Genomic DNA, 20510 nt, shown 5'->3' on the forward strand with positions numbered 1-20510 from the left:
CCTGCCTTCCCTTTACCGACGTTGCCGATGACAGCCGCCCACGAGCCTTCTTCCCCGCCGTCCCTCGACGCTTCCCCCGGCCGCCCCGCGGCGCGCCTGATCCTTGCGCTGCTGCGCGAAAGCCGTGTGTCGCTCACGCTGGCGCTCACCGCCTGCGTGCTGAACGGCGTCGCGAGCGTGCTGCTCGTCGCGACGCTGAACCGCGCGCTGTCGCAACCGGGCGCCGCCGATGCGTCGCTCGCGTGGCGCTTCGCGCTGTGCGCGGTGATCGCGCTCGTCACGCGGATCGTGTCGGGCACGCTGTTCGCCCGCCTGTCGCAGGACACGATGGCGCGGCTGCGCGTGCATCTGGCGCGGCGCGTCGGCGCGGCCGAATTGCGCGACATCGAGCGGATCGGCGCCGCGCCCGTGCAGTCGGTGCTGACCGACGACGCGACCAACGTGTCGATGCTGTTCTTCGCGCTGCCGAACCTCGTCATGCACGGCTCGATCGTGTTCGGCTGCCTCGGCTATCTGGCGTGGCTGTCGTGGCCCGTGTGCCTGCTGGCGCTGGCCGCGATCATCGCCGGCTCGCTCGGCTATCACACCGGCGACCGCCGGGCGATCGCGTCGCTCGAAGCCGCCGGCCACGCGCAGGACCGCCTGTTCGGCTATCTCGGCTCGCTGTTCTCCGGCGCGAAGGAGCTGAAGCTGCACGATGCGCGCGCCCGCCAGTTCGTCGACGGCCAGCTCGGCGCCGCGATCGGCGAAGTGCGCGACCACCGCCGCCGCGCGTTCAGCGCGTATGCGGTCGGGGTCGGCTGGATCATCTTCCTGTTCTACGTGTTCCTCGGCGTCGCGTCGTTCTGGCCGCAGCTCGGCGTGCATGCCGACCCGGCCGCGGCCGCCGGCTACGTCGTCGTGTTCCTGTTCATGCTGGTGCCGCTCGACGGCCTGCTGAACAACCTGCCGACCGTCAACGCGGCGCGCGTGTCGCTCACGCGGATCGAAGGCGTGATGGCCGAGTTCGGCGCGCTGCGCACGGTGCCGCCCGCGGCCGATGCGCCCGACGTGCCGCCGGCCGGCGCCGTCACGCTGCGCGGCGTCACGCACGCGTACTTCCACGAACGCGACGAACGGATGTTCAGCATCGGGCCGATCGACCTGACGATCAAGCCGGGCGAGCTCGTGTTCATCGTCGGCGGCAACGGCAGCGGCAAGACCACGCTCGCGAAGGTGCTGACGGGGCTCTACGAGCCCGAGCAAGGCACGATCGAGGTCGACGGCCGCACGATCGGCTGGCGCGAGCGCGCGGCCTACCGGCAGCGCTTCAGCGCGGTGTTCAACGATTTCCACCTGTTCGATGCGCTGCTCGGCATCGTCGATCCCGACGATCCGTCGCGTGCGCAGGCCGATGCGCGAGCGAACGCGCTCGTCGCGAAACTCGCGCTCGATCACAAGGTGAAGGTGGTCGACGGCGCGTTCTCGACGCGCGCGCTGTCGACCGGGCAGCGCAAGCGGCTCGCGCTCGTCGTCGCGTACCTGGAAGATCGTCCGTTCTACCTGTTCGACGAATGGGCGGCCGACCAGGACCCGTCGTTCAAGGCGGTGTTCTACGAACAACTGCTGCCGGAGCTGCGCGCGCGCGGCAAGGCCGTGATCGTGATCACGCACGACGACCGCTACTTCGATCTCGCCGATCGCCTGCTGAAGCTCGACAACGGACGTATCGTCAGCGACACGCAACCGGCGCGCCTGCGTGCGCAGGATGGCGTCGATGCGCTGAGCGCGTAACACGACGACAGTCGATGAAAAAATCGCCGGCACGCTGCAGTGGCAGTGTGCCGGCGATGGTCGTTTCAGCGGGGAGTTCAGCCGCTGACGTGTGGCGACCAGGAAAGGCGGACGCCATGCGTCGTCGGGCCGATCACAACGCCCTGCCCGTCAAACGTCGCATCGCCCGCGGCTCGACGCGCACCGCGCGCTCAACGCACGGCCGGCAGCTTCAGCATCGTATCGGTCATCACGTCGGCCAGCTTCAGCGCCGACATCGGCCCGCCGAACCCCCAGATGTTGCGTTCGATCAGCGCGATCCGATGGTCCTTCAACGCGGGCACGAAGCGCCACACCGGCGAATCGAGTTTGGACGACAACGGCACGTCCATCCCCGACGCGGTCACGAATAGCACGGCGAGGTCGCGCTGCCGCAGCAGATCGGCCGACGTCACGTATAGCGTGCCTTCCCGCGTCGGCTTCTTCGGCCACGGATCGAGCCCGAGCGCCCGCGCGAGGCCCGCCGACGTGCTGTTGCCCGTATACGCCCAGTAACGATCGGGCAAGCCGAGATCCTGCAGCAGCGCGACGCGCTCGCCGTGGCGGCCCGCGGCCGCGAGCCGCGCCGCGTTGCGCGCGATGCCGGCGTCGAGTTGCGCTTCGACCGCCTGCGCGCGCGCGTCGCGCCCCGTCACCGCACCGATCGTCCGGAAGATCTGCCGCATCCAGTCGAGCTGCGTGACCGGTACGCCGCCTTCCGACACGTTCGGGCTGAACTGGAACAGGATCGTCGGCGCGATCCGGTCGAGTGCGTCGAAGATCGGCGCATGCCGGAAGCCGACGCCGATGATGAGATCCGGCTTGACCGCCGCGATCGCCTCGAGTCCCGGCTCCTGCCGCGAGCCGATGTCGGTCACGTGCGCGAGCTGCTCGCTGCGGTAGCCGAGCCAGCCCGGGTAGAACGCCGTATCGGCCATCCCGGCCGGCACGAGGTCGAGCGCGATCACGCTTTCCGCGAACATGAAGTCGAGCGCGACCACGCGCTGCGGCCACACGGGCATCTTCGCGCTGACCTGCGACACGACGGGATTGCCGGCCAGCGACACGCCGCCGTGCGCACCGCCTGCGCCTCCGGCCGCGGAAACGGCAGCCGCCGCCGATGCGGGAAATGCACCGCAGCACACGGCGCCGAGTGCCGCCGCGAGCGCACCGAGCGCATGCCGGCGGCCGGCGTGCGTCACCGGATCGCGTCCTGCTCGGCCAGCGCCGCGTCGTCCATCGTCAGTAGCAGGGGGCAGCTTCCACACAGTTGCGTTTCTCCAGGAATTTCGTAGCGCAGGCAGCACACGCGGCGCGCGCGAAACGGCGTCGGCAGCAGCGGCGAGCGCGGCACGGCATCGCGCACGGGCATGCGCAGCGGATTCGATTCGCCACGCATGCAGGTCGAACCGAACAGCCAGTGCGCGTCGCCGACGGGATCGGCCGCGCACGGCCACGAACGACAGGTATCGAGCAGGTAGTCGAGCAGATTGCCCGCGTTGCTCCACAGCACGCGCGGCGTGACGCGGCCCATCGCCGCGAGCAGATCGATCACCGCGCCGAGATGCGCGATCAGCCCCGCATAGCGCGGCGCGGGATCGTCGCACGGCGCGCCGAGCGCATCCGCCGCGAAATACAGCGCGGCCGGCATCCCGTCGTCGAGCGCGACGAACGTGCGCTCGGGCGTCATGTCGAGCGGCCGGCCGAGCGTCAGCGCGGCGACGACACCGGCCGGCGCCGCGCGGCCGAAATAGTATTTGCTCCATTGCGACATCAGCGCGCGCGCATGCTGCGCCGGATCGCCGCCGTAATGGTCGACCATCGCGGCGAGCACGGCGTCGCGGTGCGCGGGCAACGCGCTGACGGGCACGACGACGCGGCCCGGCCCATGCGCGTCGTCGGGCATGCCGAGCCACACGACGTCGAGGTGTTCGGCGAACGGTGGCGGCGCGAACGCCGAAAAGCGCGTGGCGCGCGCGCCGTCGAGCGCCGGCGTCATCGTCCCGCGCGCCGGGCGCGGCGCCCCTCGAGAATCAGCAGCCCCAGCAGGTACGGCGCGCCGATCAGCGCGGTCAGCACGCCGGCCGGCACTTCGCGCGGCGCGACGACGGTGCGCGCCGCGAGATCCGCCAACCCGAGGATCAGCGCGCCGCACGCCGCCGCGAGCCACAGCCGCGTGCGATGCCGGCGCGCGCCGAGCATCGTCGCGACGTGCGGCGCCATCAGCCCGATGAAGCCGACCGGCCCGACCGCCGCGACGGCCGCGCACGCGGCGAGCGTCGCGATCGTCAGCGCGAGCGGTCGCAGCGCGGCCACCGGCAGGCCGAGCGCGGCCGCCTGGTCGTCACCGAGCGCGAGCATGTCGAGCGGTTTCGCGAGCCACGCGAACACCGGCACCGCGAGCACGCACCACGGCAGCAGCATCGACACCTCGCCCCAGCTGCGGCCGTACGTGCCGCCGACGAGCCACACGACGAAGCGCGCGGGCTGCACGCTTTCCTGCGTGATCAGCCATTGCGCGAGCGTGGTCCACAACGCGCCGATCACGATGCCGGTCAGCGCGACCGCGAGCGGCGCGTAGCGATGCCGGTGATTCAGCGCGAGCGTGATCGCGAGCGACAGCCCGCCGCCGATCAGCGCGGCGGCGGCCAGCGTCACGTGGCCCATCAGCGGCCACGTCGACAACGCGAACAGCGTGACGAGCCCCGCGCCCTGCGTGACGCCGAGCACTTCGGGGCCCGCGAGCGGATTGCGCACGACGCTCTGCATCGCGACGCCGCTGACCGCCAGCAACGCGCCGGCGAGCAGCGCGCACAGCAGGCGCGGCATGCGCAGGTCGATCAGCATGCGCGCGAGCGCATCGTGACCGGACAGTGCGGCGAACCAGCGCGCGGGCGACAGCCACTCGGGACCGGCCGACACGCCGACCCACACCACCAGCACGCCCGCCACGACGAACAACGCGGTGCGCAGCGGCCAGCCGAGCCGTTCGAGCCAGCCGACGAGCCGCGTCGCGCCGCCGCCCGCCGCGCGTTCGGCATCCGCATGCAGCACGCCCGACCACGCGGCGCCGCGCCGGATCATCGCGAGCATCAGCGGCGTGCCGACCAGCGCGATCGCGACGCCGGTCGACAGCGTCGCGTCGAGGCCCGACGCGAGCACCGCGCTGTCGGTGATCAGCACCAGCGCGCCGCCGGCGAGCGCCGACAACGGCACCAGCACGCCGAGCCGCGCCGCGCGCGCGCCGCGCACCTGGCGCAGCAGGTTCGGCGCGACGAGGCCGACGTACGACAGCGGGCCCGCGATGCTGACGGCCACGCTCGTGAACGCGACCGCGACGATCGTCGCGGCGAGCCGCGTCGCATCGACGCGCACGCCGGCCGCGGCCGCCGCATCGTCGCCGAGCGCGAGCGGATTCAGCGGCCGGATCACGAACGGCAGCGCGGCGAGCGGCACGACGAGCCAGCGCGCGGCGAGCGCGAGGCCCGTCGCGCCCGGCTGGTACAGGCTGCCGTTGGTCCACAGCGCGGCGCCCGCGATGTTCTGTTCGAAGAACGCGAGCACGAGCGTCGACAGCGCGGCGAACAGCAGCATGCACACACTGCCGGCAAGCACGAGCCGCAACGGCGTCGCGCGCCAGCCACCCGCCGCGACGATCGCGCACGCAGCCGCCGCGAGCCCGCACACGAACAGCAGCGGCACCGACGCGACGCCGGCCAGCGCCGGCACCAGCATCGCCGCGAGCAGGCCGAGCTGGGCGCCGCCCGTCACGCCGAGCAGGTCGGGCGATGCGAGCGGATTGCGCGTGAGCGACTGGAACAGCGCGCCGGCGATGCCGAGGCAGCCGCCCGCGACGAGCGCGGCCGCGACGCGCGGCAGATTGAGGTCGAACAGGAACACGTGCGCGAGCGACGCGGCATCGCTGCCGGGCGCCGCGCCCCACCACACGCGCAGATCGGGAGCAATCCGCAGCGCCGCGAGCAGCGCGATCAACGCGACGAGGCCGCACGCAATCGCGCCGGCCCGCCCCGTCGTCGTCCCCTTGCCGGTCGCCGCGAGGCGCTTGCGCATCGCGAACGTCGTCATACCGCGAGATCCCGGTCGAAGACGGCGGACGCCTGCGGCGCGCCGTCGGTCGACGGTCCGTAGGCCGGTACGCACATCGGCGCGCCCGTCTGCGGATGCGCGAGCTTCAGCATCTCGACGCCGAACGCCGCGCGCAACCGCGCCGGGTCGAGCATCGCGTCGGGCGTGCCCTGCGCGACGAGACGGCCCGCGCGCATCAGCACGATCTCGTCGCTGTACGCGGCCGCCTGGTTCAGGTCGTGCAGCACCCACACGATCGTCAGTCCGCGTGCGCGGTTCAGCGCACGCAGCGCATCGAGGATGTCGAGCTGGTGATGAATGTCGAGATAGGTCGTCGGCTCGTCGAGCAGCACGATCGGCGCCTGCTGCGCGAGCGCCATCGCGATCCACGCGCGCTGGCGTTCGCCGCCCGACAGCGCGCCGACGTCGCGCTCCGCATCGTCCGCGAGGCCGCTCGTGTCGAGCGCTTCGTCGATCGCCGCCTGATCGGCCCGCGACAGGCCGCGCAGGAAGCCGCCGTACGCATAGCGCCCGTACGCGACGAGCTCACGCACCGTGAGGCCCGACGGAATCTGGTTGAACTGAGCGAGCATCGTCAGCTCGCGCGCGAGCGCGCGACGGCGAAACGACGCGAGCGGTCGGCCGTTCACTTCGACATGGCCGGCACGCGCGGGTTGCAGGCCCGCCAGCGTGCGCAGCAGCGTGCTCTTGCCGCAGCCGTTCGGTCCGCACAGCGCGGTCACGCGGCCGGCCGCGATCGACAGGTCCAGCCCGTCGATCACGACATGGTCGCGATATCCCACCGACAGCCCGCGCGCGGCAAGCGCGGCGGTACTACGCGTCATCAATCCTCCGTTCGGTCGCGCGGGACCGTGTAACTCTGCGCCATCGCGACGACGACCTTGCGCGGCCCCTCGAACGGGTCGCGGGCATGCGCGGTCAGCATGTTGTCGAGCATCAGCACGTCGCCGGTGCGCCACGGGAACACGATGCGCTGCTGGTCGAGCACACCGCGGATCTGCGCGAGCGCGTCGGCTTCCAGCGGTTCGCCGTCGCCGTAGTACACGTTGCGCGGCACGTTCTCGAGCCCGACCGCGTCGACGAGCGCTTCCTGCATGTCGTCGTCGAGCGCCGACAGGTGAAACAGGTTCGCCTGGTTGAACCATACGCGGTCGCCGGTGCGCGGATGACGCGCGACGGCCTGGCAGCGTTCGCGCGTGCGCAGCAGCAGTTCGCCGTCATCGTCGGTGCGCCACGCGCATTCGATGCCGCGCGCCGCGCACATCCGCTCGACCTCGGCCGGCTCGTCGGTGCCGAACGACTGCTGCCACGGCAAGTCGAGCCCCTGCCCGAAATTGCGCACGTACAGCAGCTCGCGCTTCTCGAAGCGCGCGACGAGCGCCGGATCGAGCGCGCGGTACACGGCACGGCTGTCCGCGATCGGCGTCGCCCCGCCCTTCGGCGCGGCAAGCGCGCAGTGGAACCAGATCCGCAGCGGCCATTCGCGCGTGTACGACTGCTCGTTGTGCAGCGGAATCGCGCGGTGCGGCGGGTATTCGGTCGACGTGTAGACCGCGCCTTCGACCTGGCTGCGCGGCGTCGACGCGTATTCATAGCCGATCAGCGGATCGCCGAACGAGGCCGCGAATTGCTGGAACGCATCGATCGACGGCACGTGAAAGCCCGTGAACAGCACACCGCCCGCCCGTTCGAGCGTGTCGGCCGCGATCTCGCGCGCCAGCGGCGCGACGTCGTCGATCGACATCCCGTCGTTGCCGCGCGGCGACACGACGGTGGGCAGCCCCGGCTCGATACGCAGGTCGTCGAGCGTCGGCAACGAAAGCAGGGTCATGCAACGTCCTCTTCAGGTGGCGCGCCGCACACGCGGCGCAGCAGATCACGACGCGCGCGTCGCGCGCTCGCCGTCCATCGCGCGGCGCAGGCTCGCGGGGCGCATGTCGGTCCAGACCGTCTCGATGTGCGCGAGACAGTCGGCCTTCGGGCCGCTCACGCCGACTTCGCGCCAGCCGGCCGGCACCGGCCGGAACGTCGGCCAGATCGAATACTGTTCTTCGTCGTTGATGACGACCGTATAGACGAGATCGTCGGTGTCGGCGGAAGGCGTCGGGGCTTGCGTCATGATCGGAAATCGCTGGGCGGTTGAAGGAGGCGAAGCGGCGGATTCGGCCGCTCCTGTCTGATAGACGGTTGGCCGGCGCGTTTTTTTACCGCCGCCGCGCGCGGCCGCCCAGGAACACCGGACAGGCGACGCCGCGATGGCACGCGTCGAGGCATTCCGCGCAGTGGCGCTCCGCGTCGCGCACCATGAAATGCACGAGCGTCTGCGACACGTTCAGCGCGCGCGCCGCAGTCTGCAGCGTTTCCTCGCGCAGCCGCACCATCTCGAAGGCCGCGCGGCTGCGCGCCGGCAGGTCGTCGAGGGCGGCCCACACGCGCCGCAGCGTGTCGCGCGTCATCAGCGCGGCTTCCGGCGTCGGCTCGGGCGACGGCACGTCGAAGCCGTCGTCCTCTTCCGTGTGATAGACGTTTTCGAGGTTTTGCCGACGGCACGCGTCGATCGACGCGTTGCGCACCATCCGCGTCACATAGGCGACCGGCTGGCGCACCGCGTCCTGGTTCGGGAATTCGACGAGCTTCACGAACACGTCGTGCACGACGTCTTCCGCGCGGCTCGCGCAGCCGACGAAGCCGCGCGCGACGTTGACGAGCATCGCGCGATGCGAGATCAGCACGTCGAGCAGCGCGCCCTGCGCGCGGGGCTCGGACGCCCGGCGCGCACGCGGCGCGGCGCGCGGCGGCAGGTCCGGATAACTGCCGAGGAACGGGTTTGCCGCTGCCGCCGCCGGTCGGTCGAGCACTTCCGCCATGGCCATCGATCTGCTCCGTCAAATTCCGAGATAGCGCAATTTAACGTAAACGCAAATCATTCTCAATCTGATTACAGGATGACCCTTTCGGTTGTCAGGATTTGTCTGAACAATGATCCGAATCGTTGCCGGAGCGGACATGGGTGCGTCTGCGCCGCGCGGACGGTTCGCACGGCGCCGACGCATGCTTTCATGTTCCTGACGAACCGCCCGCCCGTGTCATCGGCGGTAGCAACTTCTTACCACGTGAAATTTTGGGGGCTCGTACGATCGACCTGCCGTTTCCAAGAGAGAACGACATGAAAGCCATCGTGTTATCCGCAGTCATGGTGGGCGCGCTGTCGAGCGTGATGCTCGCCGGGTGCGTCGCCTACCCCGGCCCTGCCGAAGTCACGATCGGCTGGCATGGCGATCGTTACTGGGACGGAAATCGCTACTGGGAGCGCCGCGACTGGGAAGCCCGGCATGCCGGCCCGCGTGACGACCGCGACCGCCGCGACGATCGCCCGGATGACCGCCGCGACGATCAGCGGCCGCAGTGGTGATGCCGCGACGCGCCCTTGATCCATCATTCGACGACAGGACCTCGACATGAAGACGCTACTGAAAACCCTTACCGCCGCCGCCATGGCCGCTGCCATACTCGCGCCGGCCATCGCCGAAGCGCATCCGCACCGCGTGTGTCACTTCGAGCATCACCATCACAAGGTGTGCCGCTGGGTGCGTTGAGCGTCGCGCCGCCGATGCGAACAAGCGCCGCTTGCCGGCGCTTTTTTCGTTGCGAACGCCAGGCGCCGTCCGCCGCTAATCCTGCCATCGCTCCGGCGCGAGCCAGATCGGGAACGACAGGATCACCGCGAGCCCGTGCCCGTCGATACCGGCCGTCACGTCGACGGCTCCGCCATGAGACTCGGCGATCCGCGCGACCAGCGACAGGCCGATGCCGCTTCCCGGCTGCGCGGTGCCCGGCACCCGGTAAAAGCGTTCGAAAATCCGCTCGCGCTGGTCGACCGGCACGCCCGGCCCGTCGTCCGCGATCCGCAGCCTGACCCGCCCCGCCTCCACGGCGCCATCGCACGTGATCTCGACCCGTCCGCCTTCACGGCCGTAACGCAGCGCGTTGTCGATCAGGTTGCGCACCGCGATCGCGATTTCGTCGAGATCGCCCCACACGCATACCGGCTCGATCGCCACCCGCACCGTCTGCCGGCGCGCATGCGCGGCCGCATCGAAGTCGCTCGCGATCAGCGCAACGAGCCGCGCCAGGTCGACCGGCCCGTGCTGCTCCGCACGCGAGCCGGCATCCAGCCGCGCCAGTTCGAGCAATTGCGCCGACAGCCGCGCGCTGCGCTCCACGCCCGTTGCCAGCCGGCGCAGCGCGGCGTCCTTGTCCGCCGGACTGTCCGCCCGCAACGCCACTTCCGCCTGCGCCGACAATGCCGCCAGCGGAATGCGCAACTCGTGCGCCGCATCGCCGATGAAACGGCGCTCGGTATCGACGGCCTGACTCAGCCGCGCGAGCAGCCGATTGAACGATTCGACGAGCGGTCGAAGCTCGCGCGGCAGCGTCAGCAGCGGCAACGGCGAGAAATCGAATGCGGCCTTGTGCTGGATCGCCCGCTGAACGTCGCGCACCGGCCCGAACGACCAGCGGATCCCCCACCAGATCGCCACGCCCAGCATCGCGAGCATCACCGCCGTATTGAACAGGCCGAGCTGCACCGCATTGCTGGCCTTCTCCTGCCAGGTCGTGGCCGGCCCGCCGGTCTGCACGTGAATCCGGCCGGTCGGACCCGACAGCGAATAGACCCGCCAGGTCTCGTCGTGCGCGATCCCGCGCCCGGCGCTCACGCCGTAGCCGTCGCGCATGTCCGGCTTGAGCGCCGGCCCCGGCGCATCGGCGCTGTGCATGACGTTGCGGCCGTCGACCCAGATCTGGAACGCGACGTCGTATTTGCCGTATGCGGCTTTCGGCGCCACCGCCTGCGCGCGCACTTCCGGCAGGCGATCGATCGTATCGGGCAACGACAACAGCAGCAGTTGCGCGGCGCCCTCGAGCAAGCCGTCGCGCCAGCCGCGCTGTTCGCGCCACAGGGCGATGCCGAGAAACGCGCCCCAGCCGGCCCAGAACACGACGACCGTCGCCATCACGGTCGCGAGCAGGCGGATACGCAGCGACCTCATGCTGTGCCCTCCCCGATGCGATAGCCGAAGCCGTGCACCGTCACGATCAGTTCGTCGCCGAGCTTGCGCCGCAGTTGATGGATGTACACCGCGATCGTGTTGCTTTCGATTGCGCCGTCGTTGCCGTACACGCGCTCCTCGAGCTGCGCGCGCGTGACGACTCGCCCTTGCCGCTCCATCAGCGCGAGCAGCGTCCGGTATTCGTGGATGCTCAGCGCGACCGGTTCGCCGGCGCGCGTGACTTCCCGGCGCGCCGGATCGACGTGGACATCGCGGCAAACGAGCCGCTCCGACACGCGGCCCTGGCTGCGGCGCGTCAGCGCGCGAAGCCGCGCATAAAGCTCGTCCAGCTGGAACGGCTTCACGAGATAGTCGTCGGCGCCGGCGTCGAGGCCGCGGATACGGTCGCTCAACTGATCGCGCGCGGTCACGATCAGCACCGGCGTCGCATCGTAGTTCGCGCGCATCGCGGCCAGCAGCGTGAAACCGGATGCGCCCGGCAGTTGCAGGTCCAGCAGCACCGCGTCGTAGTCGTGCCCGACGAGCGCGAGCCGTGCCGCCGGCACGTCGGCCGACCAGTCCGCGCGCCAGCCGTTCTGCGCGAGGCCGGCCCGCACGGCGTCGGCCAGCATCACATCGTCTTCCACCAGCAGGATATGCATCGGTATCGCTCCTCGAATGGCGAGGTCGCCAGCGTGACGGACCGCGATTAAAAACTTCTTAAAGCCGAAGGGCCACGATGCGTGTCGATCGCCGCATTGCCGGCGCCCTGCATCCGGCGCTTTCCCGAGAGGCCCGCCATGACCGTGTTCTGTTGTTCGATTCCGTTGCTGCGATGCAAGACGGCGCGGCGCCCCCCCTTCGCGCCGGGCCGGTACGGGCCATTCTGGCATGGAAGACCGCACGCGTCGTGCACGTTCCGCGCGTCGTGCACGCGTCGCACGGGAGCGGTGCGATGAACCAGTTCGCCACGCTCGTTCCGTTCGGCCTCGCGCTGAGCCTGGCCAGCGCCAACAGCATCGTCTGCCTCGCCGGGCTGTCGCTGATCGAACGGCTGATTCCCGTGCTGCCGTCGCACGTGCTGCTCGCGATGATCGGCGTCGCCGGTGCGCAAGGTGCGTGGACCTTGCCGGAAGCGATCGTCGTCACGGTGCTCGGCAGTTTCACCGGCTGCCTCTTTCATTACGCGCTCGGCAATCTGTGGCCGGAAGACGGCGTGCTGACCCTGCTGCGCCGCCTCGCGCCGCTGGGCAGGATGCAGCCCGCGCGAATCGACGCGCTGATCGAAGGTATCCGCGCGCGGCCCACGCGGCTCGCCCTGTGGTCGCAACTGGTGCCGTTCGTCCGGCTCGTCGCGCCGGCGCTCGCCGGATTGCTGGAAACGAGCTTCACGCGTTTCGCATCCGGCGCCGCGGCCGGCATCGCGCTATGGAACACGCTGTTCATCACGGCCGGCTATCTCGCCGCGCAAGCGGCCGCCTAGCCGCGCCCGTCATTGACCGATCGATCCACCAGGAGCCTGCCGATGCGAATCCCCGAATGGATGCTGTTTCTGCGTACGTGGTTGCGCCATCCGCGCCGGGTCGGCGCCCTCGCGCCATCCGGCCCGGCGCTCGCCGCGCTGATCACCGCGCATGTCCCGCGCGACGGCGCGTCCGTGATCGAACTCGGGGCGGGCACCGGCGTGTTCACGCGCGCGCTGCTCGCGCGCGGCGTCGCGAGCGACCGGCTGGTGCTCGTGGAAGCCGACCCTGCGTTCGCGAACGCGCTGCGGCATCAGTTTCCCGCGTTGCGGGTGATGCAGATGGACGCGGCCCAGCTCGGGATGACCGGCGACTTCTTCGGCGGGGAGCGCGCGCATGCGATCGTGAGCGGGTTGCCGCTCGTCGCGATGCCGGTCGAACGGGCCGTCGCGATCGTGCACGGCGCGTTCGTGCGCCACCTGGCTGCCGGTGGCGCGTTCTATCAGTTCACCTATGTGCCGCGCTGCCCGATTCCGGCGCGCTGTCTGGAGGCGATGCGCATGCGCGCCGTCCGGATCGGCGTCGCGTGGATGAATTTTCCGCCGGCCTTCGTGTACCGGTTCGAACGGCTCGACGACGTGGCCGGCAGGCACCGGGCTCGTGCGCTGCCGTCGCTGGAGAGGGTTGTCGATGCAACGGCTTTGCGTGGTCGGGACGCGACCCGGCGCCCCGGCGCTGTGGTGCTGTCCCCGAGCGAGGGCCCGCGCGTTGGTTCGGGCCGTGCCGATTCGCATCGGCAGATAAACAGCCGAGCCGTCGAACTGTGAGCGCAGCCACCATGGCCGCCGCACTGCCCGCGCCGGCCATCGGGGAAGCGCAACCGCACTGCGTGTGCCGCAGCGAGCATCACGGGCACAAGGTGTGCCGCGGCGATGCGGTAAACAAAACGAGGCGCCGTAAAACGGCGCCTCGTTTCATCGCTTCACCTGCATGCGACCCTGCTCGCTAGCGCGCGGCCGGCAACAGCAGCCGGCACGACGCGAGCCGCCGGGATGACGGGCAGGCGGCAGGCGCTTCGCTGCATCGCTGCCTTCGGCTGCGCGGCCAGCATGCGCGACACCGCCATCGCCCTCGGCTGCGTCGCCCGCACCCGCAACGCGTCGGCCCCCGGGCTCGCCGGCCGCAGCGCGCGCAGTGTCGCCGCATCGATGTGCACTTGCCAGAACTGCGGCCGGTAGTCGGGATCGCCGTCGCGATAACCCTGCCCCGTGATGGTCTGCCCGTCGGGGCTCACGCCGATCACGTTGACCAGGTTCAGCGTGCCGACCGACAGGCCGGCCGCTTCGAGCAACGCAACGAGGCTGCGCATGCCGCTTTGCGGCGTCCACACGAAGACGCGCGCGACACCGGTCTGCCGGTTGCTCGATTCGCCGATGACAACCCGCCCGTCCGTGCTGATCGACGACGCATGGCTATTGTCGTCGCCGTCGAGAAAACCGAGCCGCTGGATGTCGTCGCCGCCGTTCGTCCACAGCACGGCCTCCGAGTCGACCCGTTGCCCATCCGGCGTGACCACCAGGGTGCCGAGCGCGCCGGCGATCGTCCGTTCGTCCTCGGTCACGCCACGGGCCAGATCCATTCTGGCCACGCCCGCGTTGATCGTCGGCAACAGTCGTTCGCCGGCTCGTTCCGACCAAAGAAGCGCACGCGAGCCATACACGCCGTCGACATTGCCGGCGAACCCGACTGCCGCGTTCCCGGACGAGGTCATCGCGAGCAGGTGCACGAGATAGTCGCCGCCCGGCGGCAACTCGCGAAAACCCCTCGGCTGGTCCCACATGAACCGTGCATTCCGGCCGCCGGTCGTCGTCAGGCTGCCCGCCATCCTCGTGCCGGCGAGGTTCGCAACGTCAACCGATGCATCCCGGCCCGCCGTATCCGGAACGAGTTTCTGCGTGCGACCGTCGCCGGGCCATCGCACCGCCCATCGATCGAGGTTGCTGCTGTCCGTCTCGCGCGCACTGATCGACCCGCCGATCACCTGCCCATCGGCCGACACCGTCCGTGCCTGCGAGTCATAGGCATTCGCCGGCGCGGCCAGCCGCTGCCAGCCCGTCGCGGCCGACCACGAGAAGGCCATCGAGCCACCGGGCTGCGCTTCGCTCCAGTAGGAACCGATGATCGTCTTGCCGTCAGCGCTGACGGCATTGCCGTCGTACCGCACGTCGCGCGGCCCGCCCAGGTCGCCGATCACGGTCAGCGAATAACCGCCGGCCGATACCGTCTGCGCGTGAACCGCGCTCGTCGCCGACACGGCCAGCACGGCCGCGACGACATTGCGTCTCGGATGCATCCCCTTCTCCTCCGTCCGTACATCAATGAAAATCCGGTACAGGGAGCATGTTGCGCGGTGCACGCCGCTCATGCCGCACCACGCTCAATACAGGAAAATCCGGATCGTTGCGGCCGCGTCGAACGGCCCGATCTTCGGTGGTCCGAACGACTTGAGCACCGCATCGAGCATCACGGTCTGATTCGCAACGTTGGCCGCGAATTGCGTGAGCGTGAACTGCTTGTTGAAGTCGATCGGCTTGCCCTGGCTGTCCTCGAGACCGATTCCGAAGTTGCTGTCCTTCGCCGGCACCAGCAAACCGTTCTGCACGGCGCCCTTGGTCGCCTCGAAATAGCCGTCGACGCGAATCGGAATGCTGCATTTCTTCGACAGCGACAACGAGAACCGCCGACGCGGCACGGCAGGCAGGAAGCCGTTGCCGGTGGTCTGCACCTGACCGAAATTGACGATGCCGGGCTCGGGCGTCACCAGCACGTCGACGAGGCAGGGTGTCGGCTTCAGACGGGACAACCCGCTCAACCGGTACTGGAAACTCGATCGAGCCGCGTTGAGGCCGCCCTTGCCGTCGAACTGGAAGACCGCATAGATATCGTTCGGCGGCTGCATCCATTGGCCCTTCTTGCGCACCACCACCTGATAGGTGATGCTGAGCGGCACCTTCGGGCACAGCCCCCGGTCGAAGTTCCATTGCGAACACGTGCCGACGGTGGTGGTGGTTTCCACGCGCGCACCCGGTCCGCTGCCCAGGCCGAAATAGTCGCGGCCACCATAACGAATGCCGATCTCGAGCCCCCAGGCGGCGGGATCCTGCGATCTCGGGTTCGCGTAGAAGTAAACCTGTTCGGCAAAGTTCAGTGCGGCCCCGCCGTAGTCCTTGTAGCAGTATCCCGTCGTCGTGCGTGGCGGCGATACCCAGATCACGTATCCGTCCGGCGCATCCGTCGGATACGATGCGACGCCGCCGATCGGCTCGGTGAGCGAATCGGCGCCGCCGTCGGCCAGGCAGCGCAGCGCCCACGCCGGCTGCGCGACCGCGATCAGCATCGCGAGCACGGCCCAGCGCAGCCACGTCGCGAACGGCGACACGCGTTGTTTCGCGCCCCCGCTCATTTCTTCACGCTCTTGCACGCACCGGCCTCGCACGCATACTCGACCGCCACCTGGCCGCCGTAGTCGTCGATGTGCGTGACGAACAGCGTCGACGGCGTCGCGGCCTTGAACGGCACCTCGGCCGTGCTCATCGGGCTCACCATCGTCGGCTCGATCGGCACCGGCGTCTTCTGCGTGCCCGCGCTCACGTCGACCACCGTCACGTGGTAAGGCGTCGGGTTGCCGAACACCAGCTTGTGCGCGGCCGCATCGACCCGCAGCGTCATCGGCAGCGTCCAGTCCTCGTCGCGCGCGGGCTGCGCGGCCTTCGGCCGGTAGAACAGCTTCATCTGCGTATGCAGCGCGATCTGCAGCGTGTTCGGCGTGTCGGTCTTCGGCGGCACTTCGCGGATGTTCAGGTAGAACACCGTCTCGCGATCGGCCGGCAGTTGCGCACCGGGCAGCTTCGCGATCCGCAGCACGTTGCGCTCGTTCGCCTCGACCCGCTGCAGCGGCGGCACGACCATCAGCGGCGACGTGATCTTGTTGCCCTTCGCATCTTCGAGCCACGACTGCACGAGATACGGATACGTCGTGCTCTTGTTGGTGATCGTGACGATCGCGGCCTGCTCGCCTTCGTTGAAGATCACACGCGTGCGATCGGGCACGATCGCCGCCTGGGCGGCACCTGCCAGCATCGCGCCGACGGTCGCGAACACGCCCAGCGCGCGCCGCGGGAAAGAACGGGAAAAGGAATGCTTCATCGTGGATCCGTGAAATCATCGTTCGGCCCGCGCGGCCGCTGCATGCGACTCGCCGGGCGGCTGGCACGTCACCGGAATCGGCGTGCCTTCGAGTTGGAGCTGGTTCGGCAGCGCGGCGATCGTGCAGAGCGTGCGTTCGCCCGCCCGCACCGCCAGCGTGGATTTCGGCTGAACCTGGGTCAGGAACGCCGCGCCGGCTTCGCCGACGATGCCGAGTTCCTTGCCGTTCGCCGCGTCCTGCACCGACGCCCCGAACGGCAGCGGCTTGCCGGCCGCGTCGGTCAGCGTCAGGTACAGGTTGCTGCCGCGCGCGGCGGAGAACTTCACGAAGCCGATCGCGCCGTCGGTCAGCACCATGCGCTGGATCGGGTTCGTCACCTGCACTTCGAGCGGCAGCTTCTCGACGTTGACGGTCGCGTCGTACACGTTGTACGGCGAGATGCCGTCGAGCACCGCGTAGCCGCGCGAATCGGTATGCGTGAGCGTGCCGGACAGCGGCACGTCGGGCACGCCGTCGGTCGACACCAGCAGCCGCGTGTCGCCCGCATTGCCGTTGGCGTGCGCGGACACGCCGTACTGCGTCGCGACGAACGAGCCGTCGACTTCGAGCGACGCGGCCGCATACGCGTTGGCGAGCGTCGATGCCTGCGCGGTCAGCTGATACGCCGACGAGCGCTGGCGGTAGCTCGCGTTCGCCGACGCGCGTCCGTCGGTCGCGCCCGCGTTGATCTGGTAGGTGCGGCCATTCGGATCGTCGTAGATGTAGCCCGCGTTCACGCTCGTGCTGCCGCTGCCCGTCGTCAGGTTCGACGTGACGGTGTGACGCCCGCCGATCGGCAACGTCGCGGTGACCGAGACCTGGTTGCCGCTTGCGCCCGCGCTCTGCGTGCGGAAAGCCGACACGCTGACGTTCAGGTTGCGCAGCGTGCCGATCGAAAACGCGCGCGTCAGCGTGAGGCCGACGCGCTGCTCGTTCGCACGTTCCCAGTAGGTCGTCTGGTCGTAGGAAAAATAGGTCGACGTGTCGCCGAAACGCTTCGACAGCGTCGCCGAGTAGCGCTGCTTGCTGTTGGCGAGGCCGTATGCGGTCGGGTCGCCGGAGAACTGTGCGAAGTTCGTGTATTCGCGCTCGGAGAAGCGGTAGCCGAAGAAGCGCACGTCGGCATCGAGCCCGTCGAAGTGCTTCGAATAGTTGATGCGATACGAGTTGCCGTTGCGCGTCGCGCCGTTCCACCACAGCTTCGCCCGCGCATGCGTGACGTCGGCCGACACCGCGCCGAACGCGCCGAAATCGCGACCGACGCCGAGCGCGATCGACGTGTAGCCCGACGCGGCGATGAAACCGCCATACGCCGTGACGTCGAACGGCAGGCCGTACGCGATTTCGCCGAAGCCGAAGAACGGCGTGATGCCGGCGCCGCCGAACAGGCGCGGCTTGCCGACCGCGGCCTTGTAGCGCAACTGCCCGGCGCGCGCGAGGAACGGCACGGCGGCCGTCGTCACCTGGAAGCGCTGCACGCTGCCGTCTTCTTCCTCGACCGCCACGTCGAGCGTGCCCTGCACGCTCGTGTTGATGTTCTGCAGCGCGAACGCGCCCGGCGACACGCGCGTCACGTACAGCACGCGGCCGGCCTGCGACACCGTCACGGTCGCGTTGGTGCGCGCGACGCCCGAGATCAGCGGCGCATAGCCGCGCAGCGACGGCGGCAGCATGCGATCGTCGCTGCGGATCGACGCGCCCGTCAGCGCGAACGTGTCGAAAATGTCGGAGGTCAGGTAGTCGTCGCCGAACGTCACCGTCGACTGGATCGATGGCAGCGCGCGAAACGCATACAGCCGGCTGAAGCGGAACGTCCGGTCCGCGTACGCCGTGTTACCCACGTTCGATTGCGCCTGATAGTCGCCGCGAAAGCGCCACGCATCCCAGTTCGCGCCCACCGTCCCGTAGGCCTGGATCGCATTCGTCTGTCCGCCGCCCGCACCGAAGTTGCGGTTCGTGTTCGCGATCACGCGGTAATCGAGCATCGCCCCCGGAATGCCTTCGGACCAGCGCGCCGGCGGCAGGTAGGTCGAATCGGTGAATTCGAGCGCGGCCTGCGGAATCGTGATCTTGAGCCGCCCGTCGCTTTTCAGGTAACGCACGGTCGCGCCCTCGATCGCGCCGAGGTCGACGCAACGCCCGCCCTGGAAGCGCGGCAGATCCTTCACGAGCGACGGCTTCAGCCCGAACTGCGCGACGAGCTCGGGCCGCAGGCACGGCTTGCCGGCGCCCGACGCGTCGACCGCGATGAATTCGATCGCTTGCAGCCCGTAGAACAGGTCGTTGACCTGCACGTCGAGCATGTACTCGCCGGGCAGCGTGAAGTCCGCCTGCGAGAACTGCGACAGGTCGACGTTGCTCGTTCCGTCGATGTCGAGGAACGACGAATTGAATTCCGTCGCCTGGCTCTGGCTGCCGACGACCAGCACGGAGACGCAAAGGAAGGAATGTCTGATTCGCACGCGGCGCTACCGAGAGTCCAGGGAGAAGGAAAACGGGAGGAAAAAGGAAGGAGGAAGGGATGCATGCCCCCCTCCTCCGGTACGGACGCTTACTGGTAGCGGACCGTGAAGTTCGCGACGCCGTCGGCGGTACCCGGCGTCACGCCGGCTGCCGTCGCTTCGTACATCGCCGCGAAGCGTGCGGTGTTCGTGCCGTTCTGCAGCAGCGTCGGCGCCTTCTGCTCGGCGCCGTTGTCGAGGTATTCGCCCGACGCGGCTTGCAGGCGGATGCCGACGTTGGTGGCCGAACCGATCGTGGCGAGCAGCTTCGGCTGGCCGGCGCTCGACGTGCCCGTGAACGTGAAGTACGCGTTCTGCGCGATGCTGGTGTCGCAGTCGGTCAGCTTGATGTCGAACGACACCGGGTCCGACTTGTCGCCGGCCTGCTTGAACTTGTTGGTCGGCACCTTGCCGAGCTGCACGGTCTGGTTGACCGAGTTCGAATCGATGCCGCATGCGCCCGCGACGATCTCGCCCGTGAAGTTGATCGTGCCGGTGCCCGCTGCGAAGGCCGAGGTGGACAGGGCCGCGAGTGCGACAGCGGTCAGGATGGTTTTTTTCATGACGTTTCCCGTAAGGAGTGCAAATGGAATGGACGACGTGGCGGACACAAACGGCAGCGCATGGTGGCTCCCGTCCGACACGAGGCGGCATTATCGAGATAACCATGAAAGATTTCTGTAAATCATTGTCAAATGATTCTGACAATGTTCGATTTCGCACTCCAAAACAGCACTCTTTCTTTTGAATTTACAATCCCAAAATTTTTATCCGCAGTCCTTTTTTATTTTCCGGAACCGATTGAAGATTAAGGGAATTTCTTGCCGATAATCGTCGCCACCCCCGCTCTCCCTTGCCGGCATTGGCTCGTGCGGAACCGCCACTCAAAAGACAAAACATTGTCCTGCGCCGCCATCGTTGCCCGATTGCAACGCGAATATCGACTCATTTTCAACTGACAGGAAATTAAAGACGGCATTTCATCAATACGGACTTATCGCGCAAACGATTGCGAAAAGCATACAAACGTTTTACCGCGACATTTTGCCGCCACCATTAATTCCAATACATTGATTAATTCTTTCGTCAATTTCCGATCTTGAATCGCATGCATGTGCAGTCGCCGGAACGCGGCTGGCGTGCCGGATTGGACGGGATGAAAACGACGAAGCGCCGCGCATACGTTTGCGCCGGCAGGTGACACGATCGACCCACGGATGCGGGACGCCGCGAAAGCAGCGCCGCCGCCCCGCCGAGCGATGAAAGAGCGGAGAGCGGGGGCGCCGAACAGCGAAAGGAAATGCCGACGATGATCGGCGGCATGGCGGGCACGGCACGCCCTGTTGAAATG

At 68.7% G+C, this 20510-nt stretch carries 19 protein-coding genes; 5 read left to right on the top strand and 14 right to left on the bottom strand.

All coding sequences use genetic code 11. The features are described 5' to 3' along the window. Positions 1-27 precede the first annotated feature (27 nt). A complete protein-coding gene (locus H0X91_RS21245; RefSeq protein ID WP_006499077.1) occupies positions 28-1773 on the top strand; it encodes a cyclic peptide export ABC transporter in 1746 nt (581 codons plus the stop codon). Between the two features lie 191 nt (positions 1774-1964). Here H0X91_RS21245 and H0X91_RS21250 read toward each other — a convergent pair whose 3' ends face one another. The 7 genes from H0X91_RS21250 to H0X91_RS21280 form a co-directional block, all read right to left on the bottom strand. Further along, complete coding sequence (locus H0X91_RS21250) at positions 1965-2993, bottom strand: ABC transporter substrate-binding protein (protein WP_196433313.1); 1029 nt, start codon at positions 2991-2993, stop codon at positions 1965-1967. Next, positions 2990-3790, bottom strand: coding sequence for a siderophore-iron reductase FhuF (gene fhuF / locus H0X91_RS21255; protein WP_059723580.1), 801 nt, complete (start codon positions 3788-3790; stop codon positions 2990-2992). Before fhuF ends, H0X91_RS21250 begins: the two co-directional genes overlap by 4 nt. Beyond that, on the bottom strand, positions 3787-5877 hold the full coding sequence (gene fhuB, locus H0X91_RS21260; protein ID WP_196433314.1) for a Fe(3+)-hydroxamate ABC transporter permease FhuB: 2091 nt from the start codon (positions 5875-5877) through the stop codon (positions 3787-3789). The genes fhuF and fhuB overlap by 4 nt, the downstream gene beginning before the upstream one ends. Beyond that, positions 5874-6722: an ABC transporter ATP-binding protein gene (locus H0X91_RS21265; protein ID WP_006486076.1), complete on the bottom strand. Its 849-nt coding sequence runs from the start codon at positions 6720-6722 to the stop codon at positions 5874-5876. The genes fhuB and H0X91_RS21265 overlap by 4 nt, the downstream gene beginning before the upstream one ends. Next, positions 6722-7729 (bottom strand): TauD/TfdA family dioxygenase, encoded by a 1008-nt coding sequence (locus tag H0X91_RS21270; protein WP_006486082.1) that lies wholly within the window; start codon positions 7727-7729, stop codon positions 6722-6724. The genes H0X91_RS21265 and H0X91_RS21270 overlap by 1 nt, the downstream gene beginning before the upstream one ends. 45 nt (positions 7730-7774) lie before the next feature. Continuing rightward, entirely contained in the window at positions 7775-8017 is a 243-nt protein-coding gene (locus tag H0X91_RS21275) for an MbtH family protein (RefSeq protein WP_006476052.1), read from the bottom strand. Positions 8018-8102: 85 nt separating this feature from the next. Further along, positions 8103-8771, bottom strand: a complete 669-nt coding sequence (locus H0X91_RS21280) for an RNA polymerase factor sigma-70 (RefSeq protein WP_006486089.1) — start codon at positions 8769-8771, stop codon at positions 8103-8105. Between the two features lie 293 nt (positions 8772-9064). Here H0X91_RS21280 and H0X91_RS21285 point away from each other — a divergent pair, with 293 nt between their 5' ends. Next, positions 9065-9310, top strand: coding sequence for a hypothetical protein (locus tag H0X91_RS21285; protein ID WP_006491479.1), 246 nt, complete (start codon positions 9065-9067; stop codon positions 9308-9310). 46 nt (positions 9311-9356) lie between these two features. After that, the gene (locus H0X91_RS21290; RefSeq protein ID WP_006486072.1) at positions 9357-9494 is read left to right on the top strand and encodes an HHHH-motif protein; all 138 of its coding nucleotides are present in this window, start codon (positions 9357-9359) and stop codon (positions 9492-9494) included. A gap of 75 nt (positions 9495-9569) precedes the next feature. Here H0X91_RS21290 and H0X91_RS21295 read toward each other — a convergent pair whose 3' ends face one another. Together H0X91_RS21295 and H0X91_RS21300 are read right to left on the bottom strand one after the other, a co-directional pair. Beyond that, on the bottom strand, positions 9570-10949 hold the full coding sequence (locus H0X91_RS21295) for an ATP-binding protein (RefSeq protein WP_163123663.1): 1380 nt from the start codon (positions 10947-10949) through the stop codon (positions 9570-9572). Continuing rightward, positions 10946-11611 (bottom strand): response regulator transcription factor, encoded by a 666-nt coding sequence (locus tag H0X91_RS21300; protein WP_006486077.1) that lies wholly within the window; start codon positions 11609-11611, stop codon positions 10946-10948. The genes H0X91_RS21295 and H0X91_RS21300 overlap by 4 nt, the downstream gene beginning before the upstream one ends. A gap of 293 nt (positions 11612-11904) precedes the next feature. Between H0X91_RS21300 and H0X91_RS21305 the strand changes: the two genes are divergently transcribed. Together H0X91_RS21305 and H0X91_RS21310 are read left to right on the top strand one after the other, a co-directional pair. Then, positions 11905-12432, top strand: coding sequence for a DedA family protein (locus H0X91_RS21305; protein ID WP_196433315.1), 528 nt, complete (start codon positions 11905-11907; stop codon positions 12430-12432). Between the two features lie 42 nt (positions 12433-12474). Next, positions 12475-13239, top strand: a complete 765-nt coding sequence (locus H0X91_RS21310; protein WP_058901444.1) for a class I SAM-dependent methyltransferase — start codon at positions 12475-12477, stop codon at positions 13237-13239. 155 nt (positions 13240-13394) lie between these two features. Here the strand turns inward: H0X91_RS21310 and H0X91_RS21315 are convergent, their stop codons facing one another. The 5 genes from H0X91_RS21315 to H0X91_RS21335 all read right to left on the bottom strand — a co-directional run bounded on the left by H0X91_RS21315 (position 13395) and on the right by H0X91_RS21335 (position 19722). Beyond that, positions 13395-14837, bottom strand: a complete 1443-nt coding sequence (locus H0X91_RS21315; RefSeq protein ID WP_230877983.1) for a calcium-binding protein — start codon at positions 14835-14837, stop codon at positions 13395-13397. Positions 14838-14849: 12 nt separating this feature from the next. Continuing rightward, entirely contained in the window at positions 14850-15875 is a 1026-nt protein-coding gene (locus H0X91_RS21320) for a fimbrial protein (RefSeq protein WP_006486070.1), read from the bottom strand. Further along, positions 15872-16618: a fimbrial biogenesis chaperone gene (locus tag H0X91_RS21325; RefSeq protein WP_196433316.1), complete on the bottom strand. Its 747-nt coding sequence runs from the start codon at positions 16616-16618 to the stop codon at positions 15872-15874. The genes H0X91_RS21320 and H0X91_RS21325 overlap by 4 nt, the downstream gene beginning before the upstream one ends. 15 nt (positions 16619-16633) lie before the next feature. Further along, a complete protein-coding gene (locus tag H0X91_RS21330) occupies positions 16634-19087 on the bottom strand; it encodes a fimbria/pilus outer membrane usher protein (RefSeq protein WP_006499088.1) in 2454 nt (817 codons plus the stop codon). Positions 19088-19209: 122 nt separating this feature from the next. Then, a complete protein-coding gene (locus tag H0X91_RS21335; protein WP_006499089.1) occupies positions 19210-19722 on the bottom strand; it encodes a fimbrial protein in 513 nt (170 codons plus the stop codon). Positions 19723-20510: the final 788 nt, after the last annotated feature.

The sequence above is a fragment of the Burkholderia sp. 9777_1386 genome (assembly GCF_015712265.1).
GTDB classification, from domain to species: Bacteria; Pseudomonadota; Gammaproteobacteria; order Burkholderiales; family Burkholderiaceae; genus Burkholderia; species Burkholderia cenocepacia.

Bases quoted from the DNA above. Each gene is read 5' to 3' on its own strand.
- H0X91_RS21305 (WP_196433315.1), top strand. From the start codon at position 11,905: ATGAACCAGTTCGCCACGCTCGTTCCGTTCGGCCTCGCGCTGAGCCTG.
- H0X91_RS21300 (WP_006486077.1), bottom strand. From the start codon at position 11,611: ATGCATATCCTGCTGGTGGAAGACGATGTGATGCTGGCCGACGCCGTG.
- H0X91_RS21285 (WP_006491479.1), top strand. From the start codon at position 9,065: ATGAAAGCCATCGTGTTATCCGCAGTCATGGTGGGCGCGCTGTCGAGC.
- H0X91_RS21325 (WP_196433316.1), bottom strand. From the start codon at position 16,618: ATGAAGCATTCCTTTTCCCGTTCTTTCCCGCGGCGCGCGCTGGGCGTG.
- H0X91_RS21335 (WP_006499089.1), bottom strand. From the start codon at position 19,722: ATGAAAAAAACCATCCTGACCGCTGTCGCACTCGCGGCCCTGTCCACC.
- fhuB (WP_196433314.1), bottom strand. From the start codon at position 5,877: ATGACGACGTTCGCGATGCGCAAGCGCCTCGCGGCGACCGGCAAGGGG.
- H0X91_RS21270 (WP_006486082.1), bottom strand. From the start codon at position 7,729: ATGACCCTGCTTTCGTTGCCGACGCTCGACGACCTGCGTATCGAGCCG.
- H0X91_RS21275 (WP_006476052.1), bottom strand. From the start codon at position 8,017: ATGACGCAAGCCCCGACGCCTTCCGCCGACACCGACGATCTCGTCTAT.
- fhuF (WP_059723580.1), bottom strand. From the start codon at position 3,790: ATGACGCCGGCGCTCGACGGCGCGCGCGCCACGCGCTTTTCGGCGTTC.
- H0X91_RS21245 (WP_006499077.1), top strand. From the start codon at position 28: ATGACAGCCGCCCACGAGCCTTCTTCCCCGCCGTCCCTCGACGCTTCC.
- H0X91_RS21265 (WP_006486076.1), bottom strand. From the start codon at position 6,722: ATGACGCGTAGTACCGCCGCGCTTGCCGCGCGCGGGCTGTCGGTGGGA.
- H0X91_RS21320 (WP_006486070.1), bottom strand. From the start codon at position 15,875: ATGAGCGGGGGCGCGAAACAACGCGTGTCGCCGTTCGCGACGTGGCTG.
- H0X91_RS21290 (WP_006486072.1), top strand. From the start codon at position 9,357: ATGAAGACGCTACTGAAAACCCTTACCGCCGCCGCCATGGCCGCTGCC.
- H0X91_RS21295 (WP_163123663.1), bottom strand. From the start codon at position 10,949: ATGAGGTCGCTGCGTATCCGCCTGCTCGCGACCGTGATGGCGACGGTC.
- H0X91_RS21280 (WP_006486089.1), bottom strand. From the start codon at position 8,771: ATGGCCATGGCGGAAGTGCTCGACCGACCGGCGGCGGCAGCGGCAAAC.
- H0X91_RS21315 (WP_230877983.1), bottom strand. From the start codon at position 14,837: ATGAGCGGCGTGCACCGCGCAACATGCTCCCTGTACCGGATTTTCATT.
- H0X91_RS21310 (WP_058901444.1), top strand. From the start codon at position 12,475: ATGCGAATCCCCGAATGGATGCTGTTTCTGCGTACGTGGTTGCGCCAT.